This window comes from Cellulosimicrobium sp. BMG9.23 (assembly GCF_059159985.1).
In genome coordinates, this window is record NZ_JBZGBZ010000004.1 from 365907 (window position 1) to 389989 (window position 24083).

Sequence of the window (24083 nt, forward strand, 5' to 3'; positions counted from 1 at the left end):
CGCCGCGTACCCGTGCGACCTCAGCCTCGGATCGACAGGTCCTGGCTGTCTCCCGGCGGTGGGCGCAGCCTGGAGGCAGCACCGATCCCGACGACCCCCCGGGACGGCCGGAGCGCCGTCTTCCCTGTCCGAGCAGGCGAACAGCCAGGAGAGACTCCATGAATCACGAACACGATGCGGGACACGGCCCAACGGGCGTGTCCCGGCGGAACTTCCTGGGCGGCAGCCTGGTCGTCGCCGCGATGCCGCTGCTGACCGGACCGGCCGAGGCGGCAGTGCCTGCCTCGGCAACCACCGTGGACGGCGTGACCCCGGTGACGGTGCGGGCCGCCGTCAACGGCGACCCGGTCACGCTGCGGGTCGACCCGCGGGCCACCCTGCTGGACACGCTCCGCGAGCGGCTGGACCTCAAGGGCACCAAGAAGGGCTGCGACCGCGGCCAGTGCGGCGCGTGCACCGTGCACGTCGACGGGCGCCGCGTGCTGTCCTGCCTCACGCTGGCGGCCACGACGACCGGCCACGAGGTCACAACGATCGAGGGCCTCGCCGACGGCGACCGGCTGCACCCGATGCAGCAGGCGTTCATCGACCACGACGGTCTGCAGTGCGGCTTCTGCACCCCGGGACAGATCATGTCCGCGGTCGCCCTGGTCGACGCGGAAGGCGGGGCGGACTCGGACGACGAGATCCGCGAGCGCATGTCGGGCAACATCTGCCGGTGCAGCGCCTACCCCCGCATCGTCGACGCGATCGCCGACGCGCAGCAGGTGATGCGCTGATGCGGCCGTACACCTACGTCCGGGCCCGCTCCGTGCGCGAGGCCCTGCGGGGCGCCGGGCCGGACACGGCGTTCCTCGCCGGCGGCACCACCTTGGTGGACCTGATGAAGCTCGAGGTGATGACCCCCGGGCACGTCGTCGACATCAACCGGCTCCCGCTGGACGGCATCACCCTGGACCGCGACGGGCTGCACATCGGCGCGGTCGAGCGGATGAGCGACGTCGCCACCCATCCCGTCGTGCGTGCGCAGTACCCCGTCGTCGCGCAGGCGCTGGAGCTCAGCGCCTCGGGCCAGCTGCGCAACATGGCCAGCATCGGCGGCAACCTGCTGCAACGCACCCGCTGCGGGTACTTCCGCGACGTCACCACACCCTGCAACAAGCGCGAACCCGGTAGCGGCTGTTCCGCGCTGGAGGGCATCAACCGCGGTCACGCGGTCCTGGGCACCAGCGACTCCTGCATCGCGACCCATGCGAGCGACCTGGCCGTGGCCCTGGTCGCCCTGGAGACGGTGGTGCACCTGGCGTCGGCACGCGGCTCTCGCAGCATGCCGCTGGACACCTTCTACGCGCTGCCCAGCACCACGCCCGAGATCGAGAACGTGCTGCGACCGGACGAGCTCATCACCGGCATCACCGTGCCCCGCTCGCCCCTCGCCAAGCACTCCCGCTACGTGAAGGTCCGCGACCGGCAGTCCTACGAGTTCGCCCTCACGTCCGCCGCCGTCGCCCTGCAGGTGCGCGGTGGCACCATCACCCAGGCCCGGATCGCCGCGGGTGGCGTCGGTACGCGTCCCTGGCGGTTGCCGGCGGTCGAGCGAGCCCTCACCGGACGGTCCACAACCCCCGCCACGTACGAGATCGCCGTCGCCCGTGCCGCGGACGGCGCCCAGACCCGGGAGCACAACGCGTTCAAGCCGGCCCTGCTCCGCCGCACCCTGGTCCGGGCCCTGACCGAGCTGCAGGAGAGCCGATGAGCGACCGGTCCGACGACGCGAGAGCGGACGGCGACCGTGCTTGAGCTCGCCGACCACCTGCTCGAACGCGCTCGCTCCGGGACCCCGTTCGTGGTGGCCACCGTCACGGGCGTGCACGGCAGCGCACCCCGGCAGCCCGGCTCGTCGCTCGTCGTCGACGCGGGTGGCGCGGTGCTGGGCAACGTGTCCGGCGGCTGCGTCGATGCCGCGGTGCATGACGCGTGCCAGGAGATGCTGGCCGGGGAGCACCCACCCCGCATCCTGCGGTTCGGGTACACCGACGCCGACGCGATCGGCGTGGGCCTGACCTGCGGCGGCACGATCGAGCTGCTCCTGCGTCATCACGACCCGGCCACCGCACCCTGGCTGGAGCCGGCACTCGCCGACGCCGCCGCCGGCCGGGAGGTCGCCGTGGCCACGATCGTGCGCGGTCCGGACACCCACCTGGGCGCAGCCGTCGTCGTACGGCCCGGTCGTCCCGTCACTGGGGCCCTCGGCGACGGGCTGCTCGACCGGGTGGCCGAGGCTCACGCGACGGAACTCCTGCGCGCCGGGCGGACCGGCACCGTGGAGATTGGGGTGGCCGACGGTGCGTGCCAGGAGCCCATGACTCTCCTGGTGGAGTGCAACGTCCCGCCTCCGCGGATGCTCGTCTTCGGCGCCGTCGACCACGCCGCCGCGCTGGGGAGCGTCGGCACGTTCCTCGGCTATCGGGTCACCGTGTGCGACGCCCGGACCACGTTCGCCACCCCGGAGAGGTTCCCCGACGCGGAGGTCGTCGTCGAGTGGCCGCACCGCTACCTCGGTTCCCAGGCCGAGGCCGGGCTGCTCGACCGGCGAACCGTCGTCTGCGTGCTCACCCACGACCCCAAGTTCGACCTGCCGCTCCTGACCGCCGCCCTGCGCCTGCCCGTGGCGTACGTCGGGGCCATGGGGTCACGCCGTACCCACGAGGAACGCCTGGACCGGCTCCGCGAGACGGGCCTGGGCGACCACGAGCTGGATCGGCTCCGCTCTCCGATCGGGCTCGACCTCGGGGCCCGCACCCCTCAGGAGACGGCCTTGTCGATCGCCGCCGAGATCGTCGGCGACCGGCACGGCGGCACCGGTGCGCCGTTGAGCACCGGAGTCCCCATCCACCGCAGCGGCGTCCACCGTGGAGTCCCGTCGCCGTACCCGCTCGACGCACAGCAACCAGAGGAGTCACGATGCCCCGTTCCCCGGTAGGACGCGAGATCGACCGCGTCGATGGCAGGTCGAAGGTCACCGGCGCCGCCAAGTACTCCGGCGACCGCCAAGCCCCCGGCCTGGCGCACGCGCACGTCGTCACCAGCACCATCGCCCGAGGCACGGTCACGGGGTTCGACACGGCGGCCGCGCTCGCCTCGCCCGGGGTGCTGCGTGTCCACACCACGCTGGGGAACCCCCTGAAGCTGTACGAGACCACCGGCCAGGCCGCCGCCTTCTCCGAGAACTACGTCCCACTGAAGAGCGCCGTGGTCCATTTTCACGGCCAGGCCATCGCCATGGTGGTCGCCGAGACCCCCGAGCAGGCACGCGACGCCGCCGCGCTGGTCACCGCCACCTACGACGTCCAGCCGCCCCGCACCTCTCTCGCCGACGAGCCGAGCGTGCCGGCCGGCCCCACCATCAGCGGCGCACCGAGCCACCTCACCGTCCTGGCGCCCGGCGTCGGGTCGATCGACGCCGCGCTCTCCGCCAGCGACGTCGTCGTGGAGGCCGAGTTCCACCAGAACGTGCAGCACCACGTCGCGATGGAGCCGCACGCGGTGCTCGCCGAGTGGGAGGGCGACGACCGGGTGACCCTCTACGCAGGCGCACAGATCCCCTCGGCATACGCGCTCGGCATGGCCCAGCGGCTCGGCCTGCTGGCCCAGGACGTCCGGCTGATCACGAAGCACGTGGGCGGCGGCTTCGGCGCCCGCGTCGTCCTGTGGAGCGACACCCCGCTCGCCGCCGCGGCGGCCCGCGAGCTCGGCCGACCGGTCCGGCTGGTCCTCACCCGGGAGCAGATGTTCACCCTGACGGGCCACCGTTCGCACCTCACGCAGACCGTCCGGCTGGGCGCCTCCCGGGACGGAGTCCTCAACGCCGTCAGCCACCGGAGCGTCGCCGAGCGTCCGACCACCATGTCATTCATCATGACTCCTGCGCACTCCACGTCGGACGCGCTCTACCGCACGCCGAACCTGCACGTGGACGCGCAGATGGCCGTCCTCGACATCCCCGGGAGCCGGGCGATGCGCGGCCCCAACGAGGCTCCCGGTGCCTTCGCCCTGGAGACGGCGATGGACGAGCTCGCCGTCGCCACCGGCGTCGACCCGGTGCAGCTGCGGCTGCGCAACTACGCCACCACCAGCCCCTCCACGGGCCTGCCCTGGTCGAGCAAGCACCTCGACGAGTGCTACCGCGTCGGAGCGGATCGCTTCGGCTGGGCCGGCCGCAGCGCCACGCCCCGCTCACGTGTCGACGGGCAGTGGCTGTACGGCACCGGCATGGCCACCGCGATCTACCCCGCGGCCCGCCGGGCCGGGTTCGCCGTCCGGGTCCGGCTGCGCGCCAACGACACCGCGGTGGTGTCCACAGCCACCTCGGACCTCGGCACCGGCGCGGCGACCATGGTGGCGATCTCAGGCGCCGACGCCCTGGGCATCCCCGTCGAGCGGGTCACTCCGGAGATCGGGGACACCATCCTGCCCCCAGGCGCACCCGCGGTCGGCTCCAGCGGCACGCACGCCACCGTCCCGCTGTTGGTGGATGCCGCCCGGAATGCGATCGCCGAGCTCAAGCGGCTCGCCGTCACCAGAGACGGGTCGCCCTGGCGGGGAGCGGCAGTCGAGGACCTGCGCTACGAGCGCGGCATCCTGCACGGGCGCGGCCACTCGATGACCTTCGGCCGCCTGCTGGACGCCGTCGGGTCGCCGCGCATCGACAGAGAGTCCTCCCCGGGGGGCGAGGCCATCCCCGGAGTCGTCCACCACAGCTTCGGTGCCCACTTTTGCGAGGTACGGGTCAACCGGTTCACCGGCGAGACCCGCGTCACCCGCTTCACCACCGTCGCCGACGTCGGCCGCATCATCAACGCCAAGGCCGCCCGGAGCCAGCTCGTCGGCGGCGTCATCTTCGGCATCGGGCACGCCCTGCTGGAGGAGAACCGCCTGGATCTCGCCACCGGACGCCTCGCGAACAGCACCCTGGCCGACTACCTCGTGCCGGTGCACGCCGACATCCCTGACATCGACGTGCACATGCTCGACCGGCCTGACCTCCTGCTCACCGGGCCGCTCGGGGATGGCAGCGAGGACGTCGGCACCCAGAGCCTCGGTGCCCGCGGCCTCGGCGAGATCGGCACGGTGGGCTCCGCCGCCGCGGTCGGGAACGCCGTCTACAACGCCACGGGAATCCGTGTGCACGACGTCCCCATCACGCCCGACAAGCTGATCGACCGGCTGTAGCCGGCACGCGGGGAACACCGGACCTCGGAACGAGTCCCGGCCACCCCTCGACCCGGTGGGCGGTCACCCGCGCATCGCCGGGCCCCGGTAGTCGATCGCGCGCGACCCGGTCCGCGCGGACTCCCGCGTCAGAGCACCCAGCCCACGCGGCCCTCCGTCGGGCCGCCGCACGCCTCCGAACCGCCCACGCGCGCCCAGTCGACGTCCTTCTCGGTCTGGTCGAGGACGTCCCCGTCGTCGTCGAGCGCGCGGAGGGCGACCGGGCCCGCCGGGTAGAAGACCGTGAAGGACCAGGTGTCACCGTCCCGCGACATGGGGATCGCGGGTTCCGAGGCATCAGGACCCGTCGGGAGGGGCGGTTGCCAAACGTCCTCGCGACCGTCGCGCACCTGGAGGTGGGCCACCTCGGTGGTGTCCCCCGTCAGCGTCACCTCGAGGACGCTGGAGTACCCTTCCGCCGTGCAGACCTGCGGGCCCAGGGCGAACCGCGGACCCAGGACCACGGCGACGACGGCGAGCGCCCCGACGGCGATCGCCGTCGCCCCGGCCCAGAACGGCAGGCGCAGGCTCCGGGGTCGCGTCGGCCCAGAGCCTTCCGTGTCACGACTCATGGTCGGAGGGTCCGGCCGCGGTGGCGAGCTCGCGCACCCACTGACGCACGGTCGGCTGCCATGTCATTCCCCGGGCGGTGCCGCTCAGGACGGGATCGGCAAACTCGATGACCTCGTCGAGCAAGATCTGGAACTTCTCTGGTGTCGTGTCGGCCAGTCGCTGCTTCCGACGCCATGCGTTCCACCGCGCCTGGGAGATCTCGCCCATGCCCGCAAGGCTCTCGTCGAGGGGCCCTGCTCGGACGTGCCGGTGGTCGGCAACCACCTGGATGGCGGCAGCGAGTTCCGCTTCGACGATCTTCTGAGTCCGGGTGATCGAGGCGATATCGACGAAGTCACGCCACCTCGTATTGGCCACGCCTCGGTCGATAGCGGTGACGATCTTCTCCGCGAGAACCATGTGGGCGGGGTAGCCCAGCAGCCGGACCTCGCCGCCGAGGAGGAGTGGCACCGTCGTTCGCTGTGGTGCGGGCCAGATCGGGTCGCCGAAGTTGACGTCGACGTGGATCGGGATCCGCGCCTTCGACACCGCTGCGCTCAGGTGGACGCGTACGCCGGTGTAGTCCGCCTCATCGCGGATGGTCTCGCTGCGGACCGTACCGGCGTCGAACGCCAGACCGTCGAGGAGATCGACCGACAGGATCTCTCGCACCCGGTGCTCGACATCCTTGACGTCGTTGGACAGGCCTGTCGCAGCGAGGTCGATGTCACGGGTGGGGCGACGCGCGGCAAAGGCTGCCAGCAGCACTCCCCCCTTCAGCACGAAGTCGTCCATACGGTCAGAGGCGGCGAGCCGAGTCAGGAAGCCTTCCAGCGCGTACAGCGCGAGGTACTCCGCGGGGTCGCGGCCCTGTGACTTGGCGAGGTTGCGCACGTCGTTGTACGCGCGACCCGACGGCGTGTCGCGTGTCGGGTTCGGGCTCACAGGAGCACCTGGAGCGCCTGGCGGATCGCCGTGACGGTCCGCGGGAAGTGTTCCGCGGTGCGTAGCAGGTCGGCCGGCGAGCTACCACGACGCCGGACCCAGCGACGCAACGCCTCGTTGGCTTGGTCGATGCCCTCGAGGTGCGCTAACCGGAACGCGTCCACGATGGTCCGCTCAGGCGAGTACACCCACAGGTCCGGGTGCTCGGTCATGGCGGTGCGCCCGACCTCGAACGTCGTGCGATCGAAGGCATGCCACGTCACATGGTCGAAGCCGGCAGGAAACCTCGTGCCGCGCGGCAACGCGATATCGGTCGCGAGCGGGATCTCGTCGCTCAGCCCGTGGTGGACCAACGCGCTGGTCAGACACATCGTCGCGGCCTGCTTCACCGCCGTCGCGCCCGCCAGCGACACCAGGACAGGATCGAGCTCTCCGGGCCGGACGTACACCCCCCGCCCGATCCTCTCCAGCTCGCCGGATCGAGCCATGCGGTAGACCTCATCCTTGCGCAGCCCCGCCGCACGCGCCGACTCGATCGTCAGGACCGACACGTCGTCCACCTCCTCACTGCTTACAGGAAGCGTAGACCTGACTACGGATGGAACCAAGAGCACTGGACCTCGCATCGACCATGCATGCCGCGGGGCAGGACCTGCTGCGGTGGCGCAGCATCCTGGTGTCGTTCGACGGCGTCGACCGCAACCAGATGCTGTCGGACTGTGCTCGAGGACACCTTCTGCCTCTAGGCGCCCAGCCCTCCCCACGACGAAAAGAGACCCGGACCTGCGGAAACTCGCAGATCCGGGCCTCTGACCAGGCGATCAGCCGGTGACCGACCGCCGTCGGGCGGAGGGACGGATCAGAAGTTGATCATGTGCCCCGCGAGACCGTGGATCGACTCCTGGACGGCCTCGGACAGCGTCGGGTGCGTGTGCACGTTGCGCGACAGCTCGTTGACCGTGAGGTCCCACTTCTGCGCGAGCGTGAGCTCGGGCAGCATCTCGGAGACGTCCGGGCCGATGAGGTGGCCGCCGAGCAGCTCGCCGTAGGTCTCGTCGGAGATGAGCTTGACGAAGCCGACCGGGTCGCCGAGGCCGTGCGCCTTGCCGTTCGCCATGAAGGGGAACGTCGCGACCTTGACCTGGTATCCCTCGTCGCGCGCCTGCTGCTCCGTGAGGCCGAAGCTCGCGACCTGCGGCTGGCAGAACGTCGCGCGCGGCATCATGCGGTAGTCGCCGAGCGTGAGCGTCTCGGCGCCGGCGATGGTCTCGGACGCGACGACGCCCTGCGCCTCCGCGACGTGCGCGAGCATGAGCTTCGCGGTGACGTCGCCGATCGCGTAGATGTTCTCGACGTTCGTGCGCATCACGTCGTCGATCGCGATGGCGCCGCGCTCGGTGAGCTGCACGCCGGTGTTCTCGAGGCCGAAGCCCTCGACGTTCGGCGCGAACCCGACCGCCATGAGCACCTTGTCGACGACGAGCTCGCCCGGCTTGTCGTCCTTGACGCCCTTGTAGGTGACCTTGACACCGTCGGTCCCGTTGTCGGTCACCGTCTGGACCGCCGTCGACGTCAGCAGCTTCACGCCGAGCTTCTTGTACTGCTTGGCGATCTCCTTGGAGACGTCCGCGTCCTCGTTGGGCAGCGCACGGTCGAGGAACTCGATGATCGTGACGTCCACGCCGTAGTTCTTGAGGACGTAGCCGAACTCCATGCCGATCGCGCCGGCGCCGACGATGGCGATCGACTTCGGCAGCTCGCGCGTGAGGATCTGCTTCTCGTACGTCACGACGTTCTCGGACAGCTCGACGCCCGGCAGCAGGCGGACCTTCGAGCCGGTCGCGATGATCACGTTGTCAAACGTCACCTGGTCGGTGGAGCCGTCGGCGAGCTTGACGTCGAGCGTGTGCGCGTCGCGGAACGTGCCGCGGCCGTCGTACTCGGTGATCTTGTTCTTCTTCATGAGGAAGTGCACGCCCTTGACGCGACCGTCCGCGACCTGGCGCGAGCGGTCGAAAGCCGCGCCGAAGTCGAAGGTCACGTCACCGGACATGCCGAAGGTCTTCGCGTCGTGCGTGAAGAGGTGCGCGAGCTCGGCGTTGCGCAGGAGCGCCTTGGACGGGATGCAGCCCACGTTGAGGCACACCCCTCCCCAGTACTTCTCCTCCACGACCGCGACCTGCAGACCCAGCTGGGCTGCACGGATCGCGGCCACGTAACCACCGGGACCTGCACCGAGGACGACGACGTCGTAGTGGGATGCCATGGCGTCAAGCCTACTGGGGCTCGGCGGGCCGCGGACCGCCACGGCGGGCGACGTCCGCCACACCTCGCGGCCTCCTGGACCCCTTGCGGGGTTGACCCCGCAGTTCCCCCGGGGCGACGATGTCCGGGATGCGACACCTGCGGCTCCTCCTTCGCCGGCCGCGCTGAGCCCGCCGGGCGGGCACGCTCAGCGCGGCGGTGCCTGCGCGTCCCGGTGACGGTTCCCGGGAGCACACGGCGAGTGCCCGACGACGAAGCCCACCTCTCGAGGAGCCTCACCGTGGACGCCGCACCCCCTTCACCCGCCGACTCACCCCCCACCACACCCCCGACCACGCGATCGTCGACCGCCGAGCACGGGGATACCGACCGGATCGCGCCGGATCCGGTGGCCGATCCCGTGTTCGCGCCGGATCGACCGAGCCCCACCGCCGCGATCGAGGACCGCTGGCAGCGGTACTGGGACGAGCACGGCACCTTCCGCGCCCGCGACGACGGCAGCCGTCCCCGCCGCTACCTGCTGACGATGTTCCCCTACCCCTCCGGCGACCTGCACATGGGCCACGCGGAGGTTTTCGCGCTGGAGGACGTCGTCGCGCGGTACTGGCGCCTGCGCGGCTTCGACGTGCTCAACCCCATCGGCTGGGACTCGTTCGGGCTGCCCGCCGAGAACGCCGCGATCCGCCGCGGCGAGAACCCCGCCGTGTTCACCGAGACGAACATCGCGACGCAGGCCGCCACCGCGCGCCGGTACGCCGTCTCGTTCGACTGGTCGCGACGCCTCGAGACCCACCTGCCCGAGTACTCCCGCTGGACGCAGTGGCTGTTCCTGCGCCTGCTCGAGAACGACCTCGCCTACCGCGCGACGGCGCCCGTGAACTGGTGCCCGACGGACCAGACCGTGCTCGCGAACGAGCAGGTCGTCGGAGGCCGCTGCGAGCGCTGCGGGGCGGTCGTCGTGCAGCGCGAGCTGACGCAGTGGTTCGTGCGCGTCACCGCGTACGCGGACCGGCTGCTCGACGACATGGCCGCGCTCGAGGGCGCCTGGCCCGACCGTGTGCTCGCCATGCAGCGGCACTGGATCGGGCGCAGCGAGGGCGCCCGGGTGCGGTTCGCCGTCGTGCCCAACGGCGGCCCTCGCCCCACCAGGTCCCGGCCACCTGGCGAGGCGGCGGGCGAGGCAGCGTCCGAGACGTCGGGCGGGGCAGCGTCGCAGGCCGCGCGGGCCACGACGGTTGAGCGGCCGGCCGTGGTCGAGGCGTTCACGACGCGCCCCGACACGCTGTCCGGGGTCACGTTCCTCGCGGTCGCGCCCGACAGTCTGCTCGCGACCGCGCTGTGCGCTCCGGAGCAGGCGGACGCGCTCGCGTCGTACCGTGCTGCCGCCCTCGCCGCGGGCGAGATCGCGCGCACCAGCTCCGGACGCGACCCCGCCGGGCTGTTCCTCGGCGCGCACGTCCGCCACCCCGTCACGGGCGAGGAGCTGCCGGTGTGGGCGGCCGACCACGTCCTGCCCGGCTACGGCACCGGCGTCGTCATGGGCGTACCCGCCCACGACGAGCGCGACGCCCGGTTCGCCGCCGCCCACGGCCTGCCGACGGGCACCGGCGCGACGTGGCCGTCGATCGACGACGCGATCGCCCGCCTGGAGGCGACGGTCAGCGGCGAGCGCGCGACGTCGTACCGCCTGCGCGACTGGCTGGTGTCCCGGCAGCGCTACTGGGGCGCCCCGGTGCCCGTCGTGCACTGCGCGGCGTGCGGCGTCGTGCCCGTGCCCGACGAGGACCTGCCGGTGCGCCTGCCCGACCTCGCGGGCGACGACCTGCTCCCGCGCGGCCGCTCACCGCTCGCCTCGCCGGCCGCCGACGCCTGGCGACGCGTCCCGTGCCCGCGCTGCGGGGCGGACGCCGAGCGCGACCCCGACACGCTCGACACGTTCGTCGACTCGTCCTGGTACTTCCTGCGCTACTGCTCGACGGGCACCTCGGCGGACGGCTCCGGCACGCCGGACGACGTCCCGTTCCGCCCCGAGGACGCGCGCCGGTGGATGCCGGCCGCGCGCTATGTGGGCGGCGTCGAGCACGCGATCCTGCACCTGCTCTACAGCCGGTTCGTCACGAAGGTGCTGCACGACCTGGGGTGGGTCGACGTCGTCGAGCCGTTCGCCACGCTGCTCAACCAGGGCCAGGTGCTCAACGGTGGCCGCGCGATGAGCAAGTCGTGGGGCAACGGCGTCGAGCTCGGCGCGCAGCTCGACCGGTGGGGCGTCGACGCGGTGCGCCTCGCGATGGTCTTCGCCGGTCCGCCCGAGGACGACGTCGACTGGGCGGACGTCGACCCGGCCGCGATGCGCCGGTTCTGCGAGCGCGTGCTGCGGCTCGTCGACGCGGTCGCCCGACCGGTCGCGGTCGGGACGGGGGCGGTCGCGAGCCGCCCGGCCGCGGGCGGCGTGGTCAAGGACGCGGCGGGCGACACGGGCCGCGCCGACCCCGCCAGGGCGCTGCCCGGGACGCGCGCGCACGCCCTGCGGCGCGTGACCCACCGGACCGTGCACGACGCCGAGGACCTCCTCGAGCGGTCGCGGTTCAACGTGGTCGTGGCGCGCGTCATGGAGCTGGTCACCGCCGCGCGCCGTGCGGCGGCCGACGGGCCCGCGCCCGCCGAGGACCCCCGTGCACACCACGCCGCGGTCCGCGAGGCCGCCGAGGCCGCAGCCGTGCTGCTCGGGCTCTTCGCCCCGTACACCGCCGAGGAGGCGTGGGAACGGCTGGGGCACGCGCCGTCGGTCGCGGAGGCTGCGTGGCCTGACGTCGACCCCTCGCTGCTCGTCGACGACACCGTCGAGGCCGTCGTGCAGGTCGACGGGAAGGTGCGCGGACGGCTGACCGTCGCAGCCGACGTCGACGAGGCAACGCTGCGAGTTCGTGCGCTGGCGACGCCCGGCGTCTCCCGGGCAACCGACGGGCGCGAGGTGGTGCGCGTCGTCGTGCGCCCGCCGCGGCTCGTGAACGTCGTGACGCGCGCGTCGACCGCCTGACGCACGACGCGCACCTGCCGTCCTGGTTGCTGCTGCCCGCTCCGTGCCGCCTGCCGAGCACGGGGGCATCCACCGTTTCCGGCCGAGAACGGTGGATGATCCCGTGCTCGGCGACGGTGGACCGCGCGACATGACACCACGTCCGACGGATACGATGCTGCGGCCGCGTCCCGACACGACCCAGCGGACCCGCCCGCGGCGCCTCGGGCCCGCGTACGGAGAACTCATGGCTGTCGGACTCGCTGCCCTCCTCGACGACATCGCGGCGTTCGCCAAGCTCGCCGCGGCGTCGGTGGACGACGTCGCCGCGGCCGCCGGACGCGCGAGCGCGAAGGCGACGGGCGTCGTCATCGACGACACCGCGGTGACACCGCGCTACGTCGAGGGACTTGCCGCGAAGCGCGAGCTGCCGGTCATCAAGCGCATCGCCACCGGCTCGCTGCGCAACAAGCTGCTGTTCATCCTCCCGGCGATCCTGCTGCTGAGCGAGTTTCTCGAGTTCCTGCTCACCCCCCTGCTCATGGTCGGCGGCCTGTACCTCGCGTTCGAGGGCGCCGAGAAGGTGTGGGAGCTGGTCTCCGGGAAGCACCACGCGGAGGTCGAGAGCAAGGCGGAGAAGAAGGCCGTCGACGAGGACACCGTCGTGTCCAGCGCGGTCCGCACGGACTTCATCCTCAGCGCCGAGATCATGGTGATCGCGCTCAACGAGGTCGCGTCCGAAGGCTTCTGGTCGCGCCTGATCATCCTCGTCGTCGTGGCGCTGCTCATCACCGCGGTCGTCTACGGGATCGTCGCGCTCATCGTGAAGATGGACGACATCGGGCTCCACCTCGTGGGCCGCCGGACAGGCTGGGTGCAGTCGTTCGGCCGTGGCCTCGTCACGGCGATGCCCAAGGTCATGGCCGTCATCTCGTTCGTCGGGATCATCGCGATGCTCTGGGTCGGTGGGCACATCCTCCTCCAGGGCACGTACGACCTCGGCTGGCACGGCCCGTACGACGTGGTGCACCACCTCGAGCACGCGGTCGAGGGTGTGGCGGGCGTCGGAGGCTTCCTCGCCTGGCTCGTCAACACGGCGTGCTCCGCCGTGGTGGGTGTGCTCGTCGGCGGGCTCGTCGTCCTGGTCGTGCACCTGATCCCCCGCCGCAAGCACGGCGAGCCGGCGGACCACGGGCAGACGCCCTCCTCCCCTGCGCCCACCGAGCCGTCGGACGCCTGACCCGGCCTCGACGCCGCCCCTCCTGATTGGATGGGGCGATGGACTCCGGCACCTGGACCAACATCGCTCTCGTGCTGCTCTTCGTCCTCGTCGGCGGTGTGTTCGCCGGCACGGAGATCGCCCTCGTGTCGCTGCGCGAGAGCCAGGTCGCGCAGCTCGAGAAGCAGTCGGTCCGCGGGGCGCGCGTCGCGGCGGTCGCGCGCGACCCCAACCGGTTCCTCGCCGCCGTCCAGATCGGTGTCACCGTCGCCGGGTTCTTCTCGGCCGCGTACGGCGCGTCGACGCTCGCGCCGGACCTCGCGCCGGTCCTCGAAGGGCTCGGTCTGCCGGAGTCGCTCGCGTCGACGGTCTCGCTCGTCCTGCTGACGCTGCTCGTCGCGTACCTCTCGCTCGTGCTCGGCGAGCTCGTGCCCAAGCGCATCGCGCTGCAGCGCTCGGCGTCGGTCGCGCTCGCCGTCGCGCCCCCGCTCGACCGGTTCGCGACGCTCATGCGTCCCGTGATCTGGCTCCTGTCGCGCTCGACGGACGCCGTCGTGCGGCTGCTCGGAGGAAACCCGTCGGCGCGCGGCGAGGAGATGACCGAGGAGGAGCTGCGCGAGCTCGTGCTCGCCCACGAGGCGCTCCCGGAGGACGAGCGCCGCATCCTCGACGACGTCTTCGCCGCGGGCGACCGGTCGCTCGCCGAGGCGATGACGCCGCGCGGCGACGTCGCGTTCCTGTCCCGCGACGAGACGCTCGCCAGCGCCGCCCGCACCGTCGCCGCGGGGCCGTTCTCGCGGTATCCCGTGACGGGCGAGGACTTCGACGACGTCGTCGGGTTCCTCCACGTGCGCGACCTGCTCGGACGCGACTGCCCCGACCATCCCGAGACGGACGCGGCGACCGGGCGCCCTGTGCTCGTGCGCGACGTCGTGCGGCCGATCCTCGAGCTGCCCGCGACGAACACCGTGCTCCCCGCGATGTCGCGCATGCGCCGCGAGGGCGTGCACATCGCCGTCGTGGTCGACGAGTACGGCGGCACCGACGGCATCGTCACGCTCGAGGACCTCGTCGAGGAGCTCGTCGGCGACATCCGTGACGAGTACGACCCCGCCGAGCCGTCCGCGGCACGCGAGAACGGCGGAGCGGCGAGCATCGACGCCGGGCAGACCATCGAGGAGCTCGCCCGCCACACGGGGATCGTCCTGCCCGACGGCCCGTACGAGACCGTCGCCGGGTTCGTCGTGGCGGAGCTCGGCCGGCTCGCGGACCTCGGCGACCACGTCGACGTCACGGGGCACCGGCTCACCGTGACGCACGTGTCGCGCCGGCGCATAGTCCGCCTCGAGGTCTCCGACCTCCCGTGAGTGCTGGGGATTTGTCGTCCGACGTCCGGTCGGACGACAAATCCCCAGCACTCAACATTCCGGATGTCGGTGGCGCGTCGTAGCGTCCGGTCCATGGGCGCATCGACGGGGATCAAGGTCGGGGTCGTCGGGAGCTTCGGCTCCGCGACCGAGGTGCTCGACATGGCCGTCGCGGCGGAGGAACACGGCTGGGACGGCTTCTTCTCGTGGGACGGCATGAGCATCATGGAGGTCGACACGTTCGACCCCTGGGCGGTCCTCGCGGCGACCGCCGTGCGGACCGAAAGGATCACCCTGGGCGCGATGGTCTTCGCGCTTCCCCGGCGCAAGCCCTGGGAGGTCGTGCGCCAGGCGCTGACGGTCGACCACCTGTCGGCCGGGCGCCTGGTCCTGCCGGTCGGGGTGGGCGTGCTCGACGACGGCGGTTTCTCCGCCGTCCCGGACCAGCCCCAGGCGCTCCGGGAACGAGCAGAGCAGCTCGACGACGCCCTCGCCTTCCTCGACCGCGCCTGGACCGGCGAACGGTTCGCGTTCTCCGGCACGCGCCTGGACACCGGCGAGATGCAGTTCCTCCCGCGCCCGGTCGAGAAGCCCGTCGTCGGGCACCACGTCCCGGTCTGGCCCGTCGGCGTGTGGGACGCGGGCCGCCCGGCGCTGCGCTCGCTCGACCGCACGCTGCGCCACGACGGCATCGTCGTGCAGCTCAGGGGCGACCGCGGCTTCGACGTCCCCACGCCCGACGACGTCTCCGCCCTGGTCTCCTGGCTCACCACCCGCCGCACCGAGCTGGGCCTCGACGCCCGCCCGTTCGACGTCGTCCTCCAGGGCGAGCTCCCCACCGACCGCGCAGCCGCCGCCGATCAGCTCGCAGGCCTCGCCGACGCGGGCGCCACCTGGTGGGTCGAGTCCCGCTGGAACCCGGAGACCGCGACCCCGCAGTCCCTCCTCGAAGCGATCCGTCAGGGTCCGCCCCGCCCCTGACGCCACGCCCCACGGCGAACGGACAGCCTAAGCGGGTAACGCCGTCGGACCCACGAACCCGAGCCACGCCGGGCCGGCCGGATCACCACGGCGAAAGCGCCGTCGTCCCCGCGCAAGGCGTCCATGACGATGGGCGAGACGGATGACCACGGCGAGGAACGCCGCCGTCCCCCGCGCACCCGTCCAAGATGTGGGGCGAGACGGACGCCCGAGCCGTGGGACGTCGTCGGACCGTCGCCTGGGCGACCCCCGTGTCGGCGGTCACCAGCGGGCGGGTTCTGCGGAGGTGATGACGGGTCGTGGCGGGCCTGGCGGGAGCGGGGCGAGGGACGAGCCCCGCGGATGGTAGACCCGTCGTCACCTCCGCAGGGCCCGCCCCGTCACCCCCCGCAGGGCCCGCCCCCAGCCACGGAGAACGGCGGAACGATCAGACCGGCCGAGCCGCCTCGATCTCGACCTTGGGCAGCGTCTTCGCCGGCAGCGTCTTCGGCCGCCACGACGCACGCGTCGCCTCGAACGCGGAGATCTCGTCCTCGTGCTTCAGGGTCAGGCCGATGTCGTCGAGACCCTCCATGAGACGCCAGCGCGTGTAGTCGTCGATCTGGAACGGCACGGTGACGTCCTGCGCGGAGGCGGTGCGTGCGACGAGGTCGACGGTCACCTCGGTGCCGGGGTTGGTCTCGAGGATCTTCCAGAGGAGCTCGATGTCCTCCTGCGCGACGATCCCGGCGACGAGTCCCTGCTTGCCGGAGTTGCCCCGGAAGATGTCGGCGAAGCGGGACGCGAGGACGACGCGGAAGCCGTAGTCCTTGAGCGCCCACACGGCGTGCTCACGGGACGAGCCGGTGCCGAAGTCGGGGCCCGCGACGAGCACGGAGCCGGCCTTGTAGGCGTCCTGGTTGAGGATGAACGACGGGTCGCCGCGCCACGCGGCGAACAGCGCGTCCTCGAAGCCCGTGCGGGTGACGCGCTTGAGGTAGACGGCGGGGATGATCTGGTCGGTGTCGACGTTGCTGCGGCGCAGCGGGACGCCGACGCCGGTGTGGGTCGTGAACTTCTCCATGACGGGACCTTCTTCGGGGCTTCGGGGGAACGGCGAGCGGCGGGCGCTGACTGTGTCAGCAGCTGGGACCGGCTCAGACCTGCACGAGGACGCGCGGGTCGAGCGGCGCGAGCGGCGTGCCGTCGAAGGACGTGATGTCGACGTCGGCCGGGAGGTCGAGGTCGGCGAGCGACGACAGCGTGCCGCGCAGCGCGGTCGCGGCCGCGACGAGCGGCGAGACGAGGTGCGTGCGCCCGCCCTTGCCCTGGCGGCCCTCGAAGTTGCGGTTCGACGTGGAGGCCGCGCGCTCCCCCGGTGCGAGCTGGTCGGGGTTCATGCCGAGGCACATCGAGCAGCCGGCGTTGCGCCACTCGGCGCCGAAGTCGAGGAAGATCTTGTCGAGCCCCTCGGCCTCGGCCTGGAGGCGGACGCGCGCGGAGGCGGGGACGACGAGCACGCGCACGCTGTCGGCCTTCTGCTTGCCCTGGACGACCTTCGCGACGGAGCGCAGGTCCTCGATGCGGCCGTTGGTGCACGACCCGATGAACACGGTGTCGACGGGGATCTCGCGCAGCGGCTGCCCGGGGGTCAGGCCCATGTACTCGATCGCGCGCTCGGCGGCGACGCGCTCGTTCTCGTCGGCGATCCGCTCGGGGACGGGCACGGTCGCGGAGATCGGGAGGCCCTGACCCGGGTTCGTGCCCCACGTGACGAACGGCTCGAGGTCGGCCGCCTCGAGGAACACCTCGGTGTCGAACTCGGCGTCGTCGTCGGAGCGCAGCGTGCGCCAGTACTCGACGGCCGCGTCCCAGTCGGCCCCCTCGGGCGCGTGGGGGCGGCCCTTGAGGTACTCGAACGTCGTCTCGTCGGGCGCGATCATGCCCGCGCGGGCGCCGGCCTCGATGGACATGTTGCAGATCGTCATCCGCGCCTCCATCGAGAGCTTGCGGATTGCCTCGCCGCGGTACTCGAGCACGTAGCCCTGGCCGCCGCCCGTCCCGATCTTCGCGATGATCGCGAGGATGATGTCCTTGCTCGTGGCGCCGGGCGGCAGCTCGCCGTCGACGTTGATCGCCATCGTCTTGAAGGGCGCGAGGGGCAGGGTCTGCGTCGCGAGCACGTGCTCGACCTCGGACGTGCCGATGCCGAACGCGAGCGCGCCGAACGCGCCGTGCGTGGACGTGTGCGAGTCGCCGCAGACGACGGTCAGGCCCGGCATCGTCAGGCCGAGCTGCGGCCCGACCTGGTGGACGATGCCCTGGTCCGCGTCACCGAGGGAGTGGATGCGGACGCCGAACTCGCGCGCGTTGTTGCGCAGCGTGTCGATCTGCGTGCGGCTCGTGAGGTCCGCGATCGGCAGGTCGATGTCGAGCGTCGGGGTGTTGTGGTCCTCGGTCGCGATGGTGAGGTCGGGGCGACGCACGGGGCGGCCGGCGAGGCGCAGCCCCTCGAACGCCTGCGGGCTCGTGACCTCGTGCACGAGGTGGAGGTCGATGTAGAGGAGGTCGGGCGACCCGTCGGTGCCGCGTCGCACCAGGTGCGCGTCCCAGACCTTCTCTGCCAGCGTGCCGGCCATGTTGCTCATCTCCTCGTCGTCTGTCACGGCGTCTCCGCGGGGGCACGAAGGGCCGTCTGGGTCGATCGTCCGTCGTCCGGCCAGGGGGCGGGGAGAACGTCCAGCGGGTGGAACATTCTCGGCGGACCTGCATCTCAGTTCCGGCTTGCATCTCAGAGCATGAGACGTCAATATCGACCTATGGACAATACTAGCGGAGTCGGCGTGCTGGACAAGGCGGCCTCCGTCCTGGGCGCTCTGGAGTCAGGACCGGCCACCCTCGCCCAGCTCGTCACGGCCACGGGCCTGGCCCGCCCGACGGCGCACCGGCTCGCCGTCGCGCTCGAGCACCACCGCATGGTCGCGCGCGACATGCAGGGGCGTTTCGTCCTCGGACCGCGGCTCAACGAGCTCGCGACGGCCGCCGGGGAGGACCGCCTCCTCGCCGCCGCGAACCCGGTGCTCACGGCCCTGCGCGACCACACCGGCGAGAGCGCGCAGCTCTACCGCCGCCAGGGCGACCACCGCATCTGCGTCGCCGCCGCGGAGCGCCCGGTCGGGCTGCGCGACTCGATCCCCGTGGGCGCGACGCTCACGATGAACGCCGGCTCCGCGGCCCAGATCCTCCTCGCGTGGGAGGAGCCCGACCGGCTCCACCGCGGGCTGCGCGAGGCCGTCTTCACCGCCACGATCCTCTCCGGTGTCCGACGCCGCGGCTGGGCCCAGTCCGTCTCGGAGCGTGAGCTCGGGGTCGCCTCCGTGTCGGCCCCCGTGCGCGGGCCGTCGGGCCGCGTCGTCGCCGCCGTGTCGATCTCCGGACCGGTCGAGCGACTCACCCGCCAGCCGGGCCGGCTCCACTCGGGCTCGGTCGCCGCAGCGGCGAACCGGCTCACCGAGGTGCTCCGCCGCGCCGGCGAGTAGTCGCCCACCGAGGCCCGTGCACTCGGGTGCCGATCGCCCGCACGAACCGGTCGAGCGTCACCTGGAGTGCACGGGCCTCGGCGCGCCGTGGGACGCAAACGGGACGCCCCCTGTCAAAATGACGCTGTCTGCTGTCATGCTGTGCGGGCCGTCCGACGCGGCCCGAGCCGGGGCGCACCGTCTGGCAGTCCGACCGACCTCGACACGGAGGAGCCCCGATGCATCCGAAGGTGAAGGCGATCCTGATCTGGGCGCTGGTGATCTTCGCGCTGTACGCGATCGTCACGAGCCCGGAACGAGCCGCCGACATCCTCGAGGGGATCTGGGACGTCATCGTCGGCGCGTTCCGCAGCATCGGCCAGTTCTTCAGCTCGCTCCTGGACTGACGCCGTGGCCGGGCGTGGCGGACCTCGCAACCGGATCCTCGACCGCTACGTCCTGACCGGCGAGCGGGTCGTGGTCGCGACGCGCCACCACTGGGCCATGCTCCTCGAGCCCGTCGCCACGACGGCGGCGGGCCTGCTCGTGGTCGTCTGGCTCCTCGTGCAGGCGGGACCGTCCGCGGGCGACGGGCTGATGGTCCTCTGGCTGCTCTGGCTCGTGCTCGTCGCACGACTCGCGTGGAAGCTCCTCGAGTGGCGCAACGAGTGGTTCGTCGCCACCGACAAGCGCCTCCTGCTGCTCTACGGCCTGATCACGCACAAGGTCGCGATGATGCCCCTCACCAAGGTGACGGACCTCAACTACGGTCGCTCGCTCACGGGCCGGGTGCTGGGCTACGGGCAGTTCCTCCTGGAGTCCGCAGGTCAGGACCAGGCCCTGCGCCAGATCGACTGGGTCGCCCGTCCGGAGGCGACCTACCGCCGGATCTGCGACACCCTCTTCGGTCCCGGCGGCATGGCCGGACGCCCCTCCGGCGGCGCTCCTGCGCCGGTCGCCGTCGCCCCCGGATCGTCGACGTCCCACGCCGGTGGCGGTGGAGCCGGCCCGTCACACCGCCCCCCGCGAGACGCGCGTCCCGACGGCGCCGGGCCGACCCCGGTGCCGCCTGCGCCTGCCTGGGACGGCCGCAGCCCTGTCCCACCGTCCCCGGTGCCGCCCGCGCCTCCGGCGCCCCACCGTGGCGACGCCGTGGTCGTAACGGGCCGCAGCGCGCCGCCGGCCACCGGGAAGCACGGCAGCGGGACGCACGGCACGGCGAGCGGACCCACTCAGCCGCTGCCCGTCGGGCACCCCGACGACCACGAGGACGATCCGGGCTGGGCCGTGTCGGGCGAGCACCGCGCGACGTACGTCCCCGTGATCCACCCGCGTCCGGCGTCGCCCCCGGTGCCGAAGCCCTACGAGCCGGGCCCGGGTCGCGCCGAGGCGCCCTAGCCGCCTGCGGCGGGACGTCCGACCGGGGGTCCGGACGGTGACCGGTGCCGGTCAGCCGGTGACAGCGCGCGCCGCGGGCCCCGCGCCGTCGCCGCGGTCCTTGTCACCGAGCTTCTCCTTGAGGAAGAACATCGGCAGGAGGAACGTGGCGAGCGCCGTGACGAGCCACACGACGAGCGTCGCCAGGATCCACGGCACAGCGCCTCCCTCGATGCGCAGCCCGTCGCCGACGAGCGAGGCGATGAGCAGCGCGACGAAGGTCGACACGAGGCCGATCCCACCGAGGAAGGCCGGCGCGTACCGCGCGGTCATCTTGGCGATGAACGGCGAGAGGACCGCCTGGGCGATCGTGAAGACGGCGACGGCGACGACGAAGCCCGTCGCGGTGAGCACGACGCCGTCGATGACCCAGCTCGCCACGAGCAGACCGAGGGCGACGGAGGCCAGGAGGATCAGCACGCGGATGAGTAGACGGACCATGCGGCGAGCATAGCGACGCACGTCACACTCGGCGCGCCGGGCAGAGCGGCGCGGCCCGGCCGGGAGGACGTCCCGGGGAACGTCGAAGGCCCGGTCACCGTGTGGTGACCGGGCCTTCGCGATGTACCCCCAACGGGATTTGAACCCGTGTTACCGCCGTGAGAGGGCGACGTCCTAGGCCGCTAGACGATGGGGGCCTGTGGTTCCCGATCCGTTGCCAGACCGTTTCACCGGAGAGAACTCTACCTCATGGTCTCGGCGGTTCTGACCGCCGATCCAGGAGCCGGAGCTCATCGCTGGGGTACCAGGACTCGAACCTAGACTAAGTGGACCAGAACCACTCGTGCTGCCAATTACACCATACCCCATGGTGGTATCGACCCCCTGTGTTCGGAGAGCCGTGCGGACGGGTTGACACCTGTCCCCTGGGCCCCTCACGTGGAGGTCTCACCGGCCGAGAACATTACCGGACTCGGGGACGGGGACCAAATGCGACACCTGCGGACCTTGGTCGCCAGCCGGTCGACACAGCCGGTCGACGTGCCGGTCGACGTGCCGGTCGACGCGACGCGCCCGGCCTGGCACCGTCGAGGCATGAACGCCTCGCCGCGCCGACCGGACGCACCGGACCCCACGTCGCGCCGCGACCGTGCGGCATCCTTCGAGCAGGGCGCGTCGCAGTACGCGGCGACGCGCCCTTCCTACCCCGACGCCGCCGTCGACTGGCTCCTGCCCGACGGCGCGCGCACGGTCCTCGACCTGGCCGCCGGGACGGGCAAGCTGACGAGGCTTCTCGTCGCGCGGGGACTCGATGTCGTCGCGGTCGAGCCGTCGGAGGCGATGCGGGCCGAGCTCGTCCGGACCGTGCCGGGAGCGCGCGCTCTCGGTGGGACCGCCGAGTCGATCCCGCTGCCGGACGCGAGCGCCGACGCGGTGCTCGTGGCCCAGGCCTGGCACTGGTTCTCCCCCGCGGCCGCTCCCGAGATCGCCCGCGTGCTGCGGCCCGGCGGCCGCCTGGGCGTCGTGTGGAACGTGCGCGACAGCAGCACGGACTGGGTCGCGCGCTTCACCGAGATCATCCACCGCGGGGACGCGCTCGAGCCCAGCTACACCGAGCCGGACCCCGGTCCCCGTTTCACCCCTCCCGAGCACCGGACGTTCGCGTGGGCGGACCGGATCCGCCCGGAGGCGCTCCGTGCCCTCGCGGCGTCCCGCAGCTACCTGCTCACGCTGCCCACCACGCGCCGCGACGAGCTGCTCGACGAGATCGACGACCTCGTCGCGACGCACCCCGAGCTGAGCGGCCGACCCGACGTCGACCTCCCGTACCGCGCGGAGTGCTGGCGGGCCGACCTGCTTCCGGCGACGGCATGACGCCGGCACCCTTCGGGTCGGGCGAGGCTGCGCCCCGACCTGCCGGCACCCGGGTCACGGGCGACGACGTCCGTACGGCAGCGACCTGGCTCGCGGAACGGCTCGAGCGTCACGACGGCGTCGCGTTCGACGCGCAGGCCGGGCCGGTCCGCTGGTCGTGCTGGACGACGGCGGAGCACGTGGTCGACGACCTGGTGGCGTACGCGCTGCAGCTCGCCGCGCTCCCCCGGCTCGCGTACGTGCCGCTCGTCGGGCCCCGCGGCGAGGACGAGATCGTGCACGTCGATCGCGCGACGGGCACCGCGGGCCTCGTGGAGGCGCTGCGCGGTGGCGCCGAGCTGCTCGCGACGCTCGTCGAGACCCGGCCCGGCGACGAGCGCGCCTACCACCCGTACGGCCTCTCGGACCCCGAGGGCTTCGCCGCGATGGGCGTCGTCGAGGTCCTCGTGCACGGGCACGACGTCCTCCTCGGCCTGACGGGCCAGGCCGTGCCGTTTCCTGCCGGCGTGGCGCTCCGCGTCCTGGGACGCCTCTTCCCGGACGTGACCGTGCAGGCCGACGAGGACCCCGACCTGGTCCTGCTGTGGGCCACGGGTCGCGGCGAGCTCCCGGGACGCCCCCGTCGCACGCGCTGGCGCTGGGACTCGACGGTGCGGTGACGACGCCCGGACGGCGACGAGACGTCGGTGGCCGCCGCGCTCACGCGGTGCGCCGGACGCGACGCCGCACCGCACCGCGCGCCCGCTCCCACGTCGAGACCTGCTGGAACGCCGCGGACCGCTCGTCGAGCGCCGCGACCTCGTCGTCCGCGAGCCGGACCGACGCGGCCTCGACGTTCTTCTCGAGCTGCTCGACGCTCGACGCACCCGGGATCGCGAGCACGTTCGGCCGCGCCACGACCCAGGCCAGAGCGGCTTGAGAGGCGGACAGGTCGTGGGCCTCACCGACCTGCCGCAGCGTGTCGAGCAGCGGTACGAGGCGTTCGAGGTTCTCCGGCGCGAACACCGGGTTGGCCCGTCGCACGACGTCCTGCGGCCGGTGGTCCGGGGTGTACCGGCCCGAGAGCACGCCCTGCCCGAGCGGGCTGTAGGCCACCACGACTCGTCCCTCGGCCCGTGCCCACGGCAGGAGGTCCTCCTCCGGGGCCCGGTGGACGAGCGAGTACTCGACCTGGTTGCTGACGACCGGGCCCCCGAGGGCACGCTCCGCGGACTGCCACCGGTCGAGGGAGTAGTTGGAGACCCCCACCTGGTCGATCAGCCCGGTGCGCTGCAGCGCACCCATCCCGCGCATCGTCGTCCCGTCGCGCACCACCGGGTTCGCCTGGTGCACCTGGTACAGGTCGATCCGGCGGACGCCCAACCGGTCCGCGGACGCGACGGCACGCTGCTCGACGACCGGTGCGACAGGCAGCAGCGGGAAGATCTTGGTGGCCACGAGGACCTCGTCCCGTCGGTCTCCGAGCGCCTCGCCGAGGATCCGCTCGCTGCGGCCGAACCCGTAGAGCTCGGCGGTGTCGAAGAACGTCACCCCGAGCTCGAGCGCGCGCCGGACGATCTCGCGCGCCTGCCGGTCGGCGAAGTCGTCGCCGTAGCCCCACTCGCGCGAGCCGAACTGCCACGTGCCGAGGCCGATGACGGAGGCGGGGACGGGGGTGCCGAGATCCAGGGTGCGCATCGGCACACTCTCCGACGGCGTCGGCCCCGCGGCAAGCGGGT

21 protein-coding genes and 2 tRNA genes are annotated in these 24083 nt (G+C 72.4%); 13 read left to right on the forward strand and 10 right to left on the reverse strand.

Going from position 1 to position 24083, the window contains the following annotated elements:
* The first annotated feature begins 158 nt into the window (after nt 1-158).
* Genes AC4H2G_RS08305 through AC4H2G_RS08320 form a run of 4 tightly spaced genes read left to right on the forward strand, consistent with a single transcriptional unit; the run spans nt 159 to nt 5232 of the window.
* Nucleotides 159-779 (forward strand): (2Fe-2S)-binding protein, encoded by a 621-nt coding sequence (locus AC4H2G_RS08305; protein WP_494365279.1) that lies wholly within the window; start codon nt 159-161, stop codon nt 777-779.
* Nucleotides 779-1756 (forward strand): FAD binding domain-containing protein, encoded by a 978-nt coding sequence (locus AC4H2G_RS08310; protein ID WP_494365280.1) that lies wholly within the window; start codon nt 779-781, stop codon nt 1754-1756. Before AC4H2G_RS08305 ends, AC4H2G_RS08310 begins: the two co-directional genes overlap by 1 nt.
* Before the next feature lie 36 nt (nt 1757-1792).
* Nucleotides 1793-2983, forward strand: coding sequence for an XdhC family protein (locus AC4H2G_RS08315; RefSeq protein WP_494365281.1), 1191 nt, complete (start codon nt 1793-1795; stop codon nt 2981-2983).
* On the forward strand, nt 2965-5232 hold the full coding sequence (locus tag AC4H2G_RS08320; protein ID WP_494365282.1) for a xanthine dehydrogenase family protein molybdopterin-binding subunit: 2268 nt from the start codon (nt 2965-2967) through the stop codon (nt 5230-5232). The genes AC4H2G_RS08315 and AC4H2G_RS08320 overlap by 19 nt, the downstream gene beginning before the upstream one ends.
* Nucleotides 5233-5360: 128 nt before the next feature.
* Here AC4H2G_RS08320 and AC4H2G_RS08325 read toward each other — a convergent pair whose 3' ends face one another.
* The 4 genes from AC4H2G_RS08325 to lpdA form a co-directional block, all read right to left on the reverse strand.
* Complete coding sequence (locus AC4H2G_RS08325) at nt 5361-5843, reverse strand: hypothetical protein (protein WP_494365283.1); 483 nt, start codon at nt 5841-5843, stop codon at nt 5361-5363.
* Nucleotides 5833-6768, reverse strand: coding sequence for a nucleotidyl transferase AbiEii/AbiGii toxin family protein (locus AC4H2G_RS08330; protein ID WP_494365284.1), 936 nt, complete (start codon nt 6766-6768; stop codon nt 5833-5835). The genes AC4H2G_RS08325 and AC4H2G_RS08330 overlap by 11 nt, the downstream gene beginning before the upstream one ends.
* Complete coding sequence (locus AC4H2G_RS08335; RefSeq protein ID WP_494365285.1) at nt 6765-7328, reverse strand: type IV toxin-antitoxin system AbiEi family antitoxin domain-containing protein; 564 nt, start codon at nt 7326-7328, stop codon at nt 6765-6767. Before AC4H2G_RS08335 ends, AC4H2G_RS08330 begins: the two co-directional genes overlap by 4 nt.
* 299 nt (nt 7329-7627) lie before the next feature.
* Nucleotides 7628-9034 (reverse strand): dihydrolipoyl dehydrogenase, encoded by a 1407-nt coding sequence (lpdA, locus tag AC4H2G_RS08340; protein ID WP_494365286.1) that lies wholly within the window; start codon nt 9032-9034, stop codon nt 7628-7630.
* Nucleotides 9035-9421: 387 nt separating this feature from the next.
* On the opposite strand from lpdA, the gene AC4H2G_RS08345 reads away from it, so the two are divergent.
* From AC4H2G_RS08345 to AC4H2G_RS08360, 4 genes are all read left to right on the forward strand, one after another.
* On the forward strand, nt 9422-12070 hold the full coding sequence (locus tag AC4H2G_RS08345; RefSeq protein ID WP_494365287.1) for a leucine--tRNA ligase: 2649 nt from the start codon (nt 9422-9424) through the stop codon (nt 12068-12070).
* Between the two features lie 226 nt (nt 12071-12296).
* Nucleotides 12297-13289 (forward strand): DUF808 domain-containing protein, encoded by a 993-nt coding sequence (locus AC4H2G_RS08350; RefSeq protein ID WP_494365288.1) that lies wholly within the window; start codon nt 12297-12299, stop codon nt 13287-13289.
* Between the two features lie 38 nt (nt 13290-13327).
* The gene (locus AC4H2G_RS08355; protein WP_494365289.1) at nt 13328-14635 is read left to right on the forward strand and encodes a hemolysin family protein; all 1308 of its coding nucleotides are present in this window, start codon (nt 13328-13330) and stop codon (nt 14633-14635) included.
* Nucleotides 14636-14728: 93 nt separating this feature from the next.
* Nucleotides 14729-15616 (forward strand): LLM class flavin-dependent oxidoreductase, encoded by an 888-nt coding sequence (locus AC4H2G_RS08360; protein ID WP_494365290.1) that lies wholly within the window; start codon nt 14729-14731, stop codon nt 15614-15616.
* Nucleotides 15617-16043: 427 nt separating this feature from the next.
* On the opposite strand, the gene leuD is transcribed toward AC4H2G_RS08360, so the two are convergent.
* Together leuD and leuC are read right to left on the reverse strand one after the other, a co-directional pair.
* Nucleotides 16044-16679, reverse strand: coding sequence for a 3-isopropylmalate dehydratase small subunit (gene leuD / locus AC4H2G_RS08365; RefSeq protein WP_494365291.1), 636 nt, complete (start codon nt 16677-16679; stop codon nt 16044-16046).
* 73 nt (nt 16680-16752) lie between these two features.
* Complete coding sequence (gene leuC, locus AC4H2G_RS08370; RefSeq protein ID WP_494365379.1) at nt 16753-18234, reverse strand: 3-isopropylmalate dehydratase large subunit; 1482 nt, start codon at nt 18232-18234, stop codon at nt 16753-16755.
* A gap of 180 nt (nt 18235-18414) precedes the next feature.
* Between leuC and AC4H2G_RS08375 the strand changes: the two genes are divergently transcribed.
* From AC4H2G_RS08375 to AC4H2G_RS08385, 3 genes are all read left to right on the forward strand, one after another.
* The gene (locus AC4H2G_RS08375; protein WP_251151737.1) at nt 18415-19134 is read left to right on the forward strand and encodes an IclR family transcriptional regulator; all 720 of its coding nucleotides are present in this window, start codon (nt 18415-18417) and stop codon (nt 19132-19134) included.
* 218 nt (nt 19135-19352) lie between these two features.
* The gene (locus tag AC4H2G_RS08380) at nt 19353-19520 is read left to right on the forward strand and encodes a hypothetical protein (RefSeq protein WP_251151738.1); all 168 of its coding nucleotides are present in this window, start codon (nt 19353-19355) and stop codon (nt 19518-19520) included.
* 4 nt (nt 19521-19524) lie between these two features.
* Nucleotides 19525-20511, forward strand: coding sequence for a PH domain-containing protein (locus tag AC4H2G_RS08385; protein ID WP_494365292.1), 987 nt, complete (start codon nt 19525-19527; stop codon nt 20509-20511).
* A 51-nt stretch (nt 20512-20562) separates the two neighbouring features.
* Here AC4H2G_RS08385 and AC4H2G_RS08390 read toward each other — a convergent pair whose 3' ends face one another.
* The 3 genes from AC4H2G_RS08390 to AC4H2G_RS08400 form a co-directional block, all read right to left on the reverse strand.
* Complete coding sequence (locus AC4H2G_RS08390; protein WP_494365293.1) at nt 20563-20991, reverse strand: hypothetical protein; 429 nt, start codon at nt 20989-20991, stop codon at nt 20563-20565.
* 124 nt (nt 20992-21115) lie between these two features.
* Nucleotides 21116-21188 (reverse strand) — tRNA-Glu (locus tag AC4H2G_RS08395).
* Nucleotides 21189-21287: 99 nt separating this feature from the next.
* A tRNA-Gln gene (locus AC4H2G_RS08400) sits at nt 21288-21359 on the reverse strand.
* Between the two features lie 226 nt (nt 21360-21585).
* Between AC4H2G_RS08400 and AC4H2G_RS08405 the strand changes: the two genes are divergently transcribed.
* Nucleotides 21586-22365: a class I SAM-dependent methyltransferase gene (locus AC4H2G_RS08405; protein ID WP_494365294.1), complete on the forward strand. Its 780-nt coding sequence runs from the start codon at nt 21586-21588 to the stop codon at nt 22363-22365.
* On the forward strand, nt 22362-23024 hold the full coding sequence (locus AC4H2G_RS08410; protein ID WP_494365295.1) for a hypothetical protein: 663 nt from the start codon (nt 22362-22364) through the stop codon (nt 23022-23024). The genes AC4H2G_RS08405 and AC4H2G_RS08410 overlap by 4 nt, the downstream gene beginning before the upstream one ends.
* Nucleotides 23025-23064: 40 nt before the next feature.
* Here the strand turns inward: AC4H2G_RS08410 and AC4H2G_RS08415 are convergent, their stop codons facing one another.
* Nucleotides 23065-24042, reverse strand: coding sequence for an aldo/keto reductase (locus AC4H2G_RS08415; RefSeq protein WP_494365296.1), 978 nt, complete (start codon nt 24040-24042; stop codon nt 23065-23067).
* Between the last annotated feature and the right edge of the window lie 41 nt (nt 24043-24083).

Bases quoted from the DNA above. Each gene is read 5' to 3' on its own strand.
- AC4H2G_RS08310 (WP_494365280.1), top strand. From the start codon at position 779: ATGCGGCCGTACACCTACGTCCGGGCCCGCTCCGTGCGCGAGGCCCTG.
- leuD (WP_494365291.1), bottom strand. From the start codon at position 16,679: ATGGAGAAGTTCACGACCCACACCGGCGTCGGCGTCCCGCTGCGCCGC.
- AC4H2G_RS08375 (WP_251151737.1), top strand. From the start codon at position 18,415: ATGGACAATACTAGCGGAGTCGGCGTGCTGGACAAGGCGGCCTCCGTC.
- AC4H2G_RS08350 (WP_494365288.1), top strand. From the start codon at position 12,297: ATGGCTGTCGGACTCGCTGCCCTCCTCGACGACATCGCGGCGTTCGCC.
- lpdA (WP_494365286.1), bottom strand. From the start codon at position 9,034: ATGGCATCCCACTACGACGTCGTCGTCCTCGGTGCAGGTCCCGGTGGT.
- AC4H2G_RS08390 (WP_494365293.1), bottom strand. From the start codon at position 20,991: ATGGTCCGTCTACTCATCCGCGTGCTGATCCTCCTGGCCTCCGTCGCC.
- AC4H2G_RS08410 (WP_494365295.1), top strand. From the start codon at position 22,362: ATGACGCCGGCACCCTTCGGGTCGGGCGAGGCTGCGCCCCGACCTGCC.
- AC4H2G_RS08355 (WP_494365289.1), top strand. From the start codon at position 13,328: ATGGACTCCGGCACCTGGACCAACATCGCTCTCGTGCTGCTCTTCGTC.
- AC4H2G_RS08320 (WP_494365282.1), top strand. From the start codon at position 2,965: ATGCCCCGTTCCCCGGTAGGACGCGAGATCGACCGCGTCGATGGCAGG.
- AC4H2G_RS08305 (WP_494365279.1), top strand. From the start codon at position 159: ATGAATCACGAACACGATGCGGGACACGGCCCAACGGGCGTGTCCCGG.
- AC4H2G_RS08325 (WP_494365283.1), bottom strand. From the start codon at position 5,843: ATGAGTCGTGACACGGAAGGCTCTGGGCCGACGCGACCCCGGAGCCTG.
- AC4H2G_RS08415 (WP_494365296.1), bottom strand. From the start codon at position 24,042: ATGCGCACCCTGGATCTCGGCACCCCCGTCCCCGCCTCCGTCATCGGC.
- AC4H2G_RS08360 (WP_494365290.1), top strand. From the start codon at position 14,729: ATGGGCGCATCGACGGGGATCAAGGTCGGGGTCGTCGGGAGCTTCGGC.
- AC4H2G_RS08405 (WP_494365294.1), top strand. From the start codon at position 21,586: ATGAACGCCTCGCCGCGCCGACCGGACGCACCGGACCCCACGTCGCGC.
- leuC (WP_494365379.1), bottom strand. From the start codon at position 18,234: ATGGCCGGCACGCTGGCAGAGAAGGTCTGGGACGCGCACCTGGTGCGA.
- AC4H2G_RS08380 (WP_251151738.1), top strand. From the start codon at position 19,353: ATGCATCCGAAGGTGAAGGCGATCCTGATCTGGGCGCTGGTGATCTTC.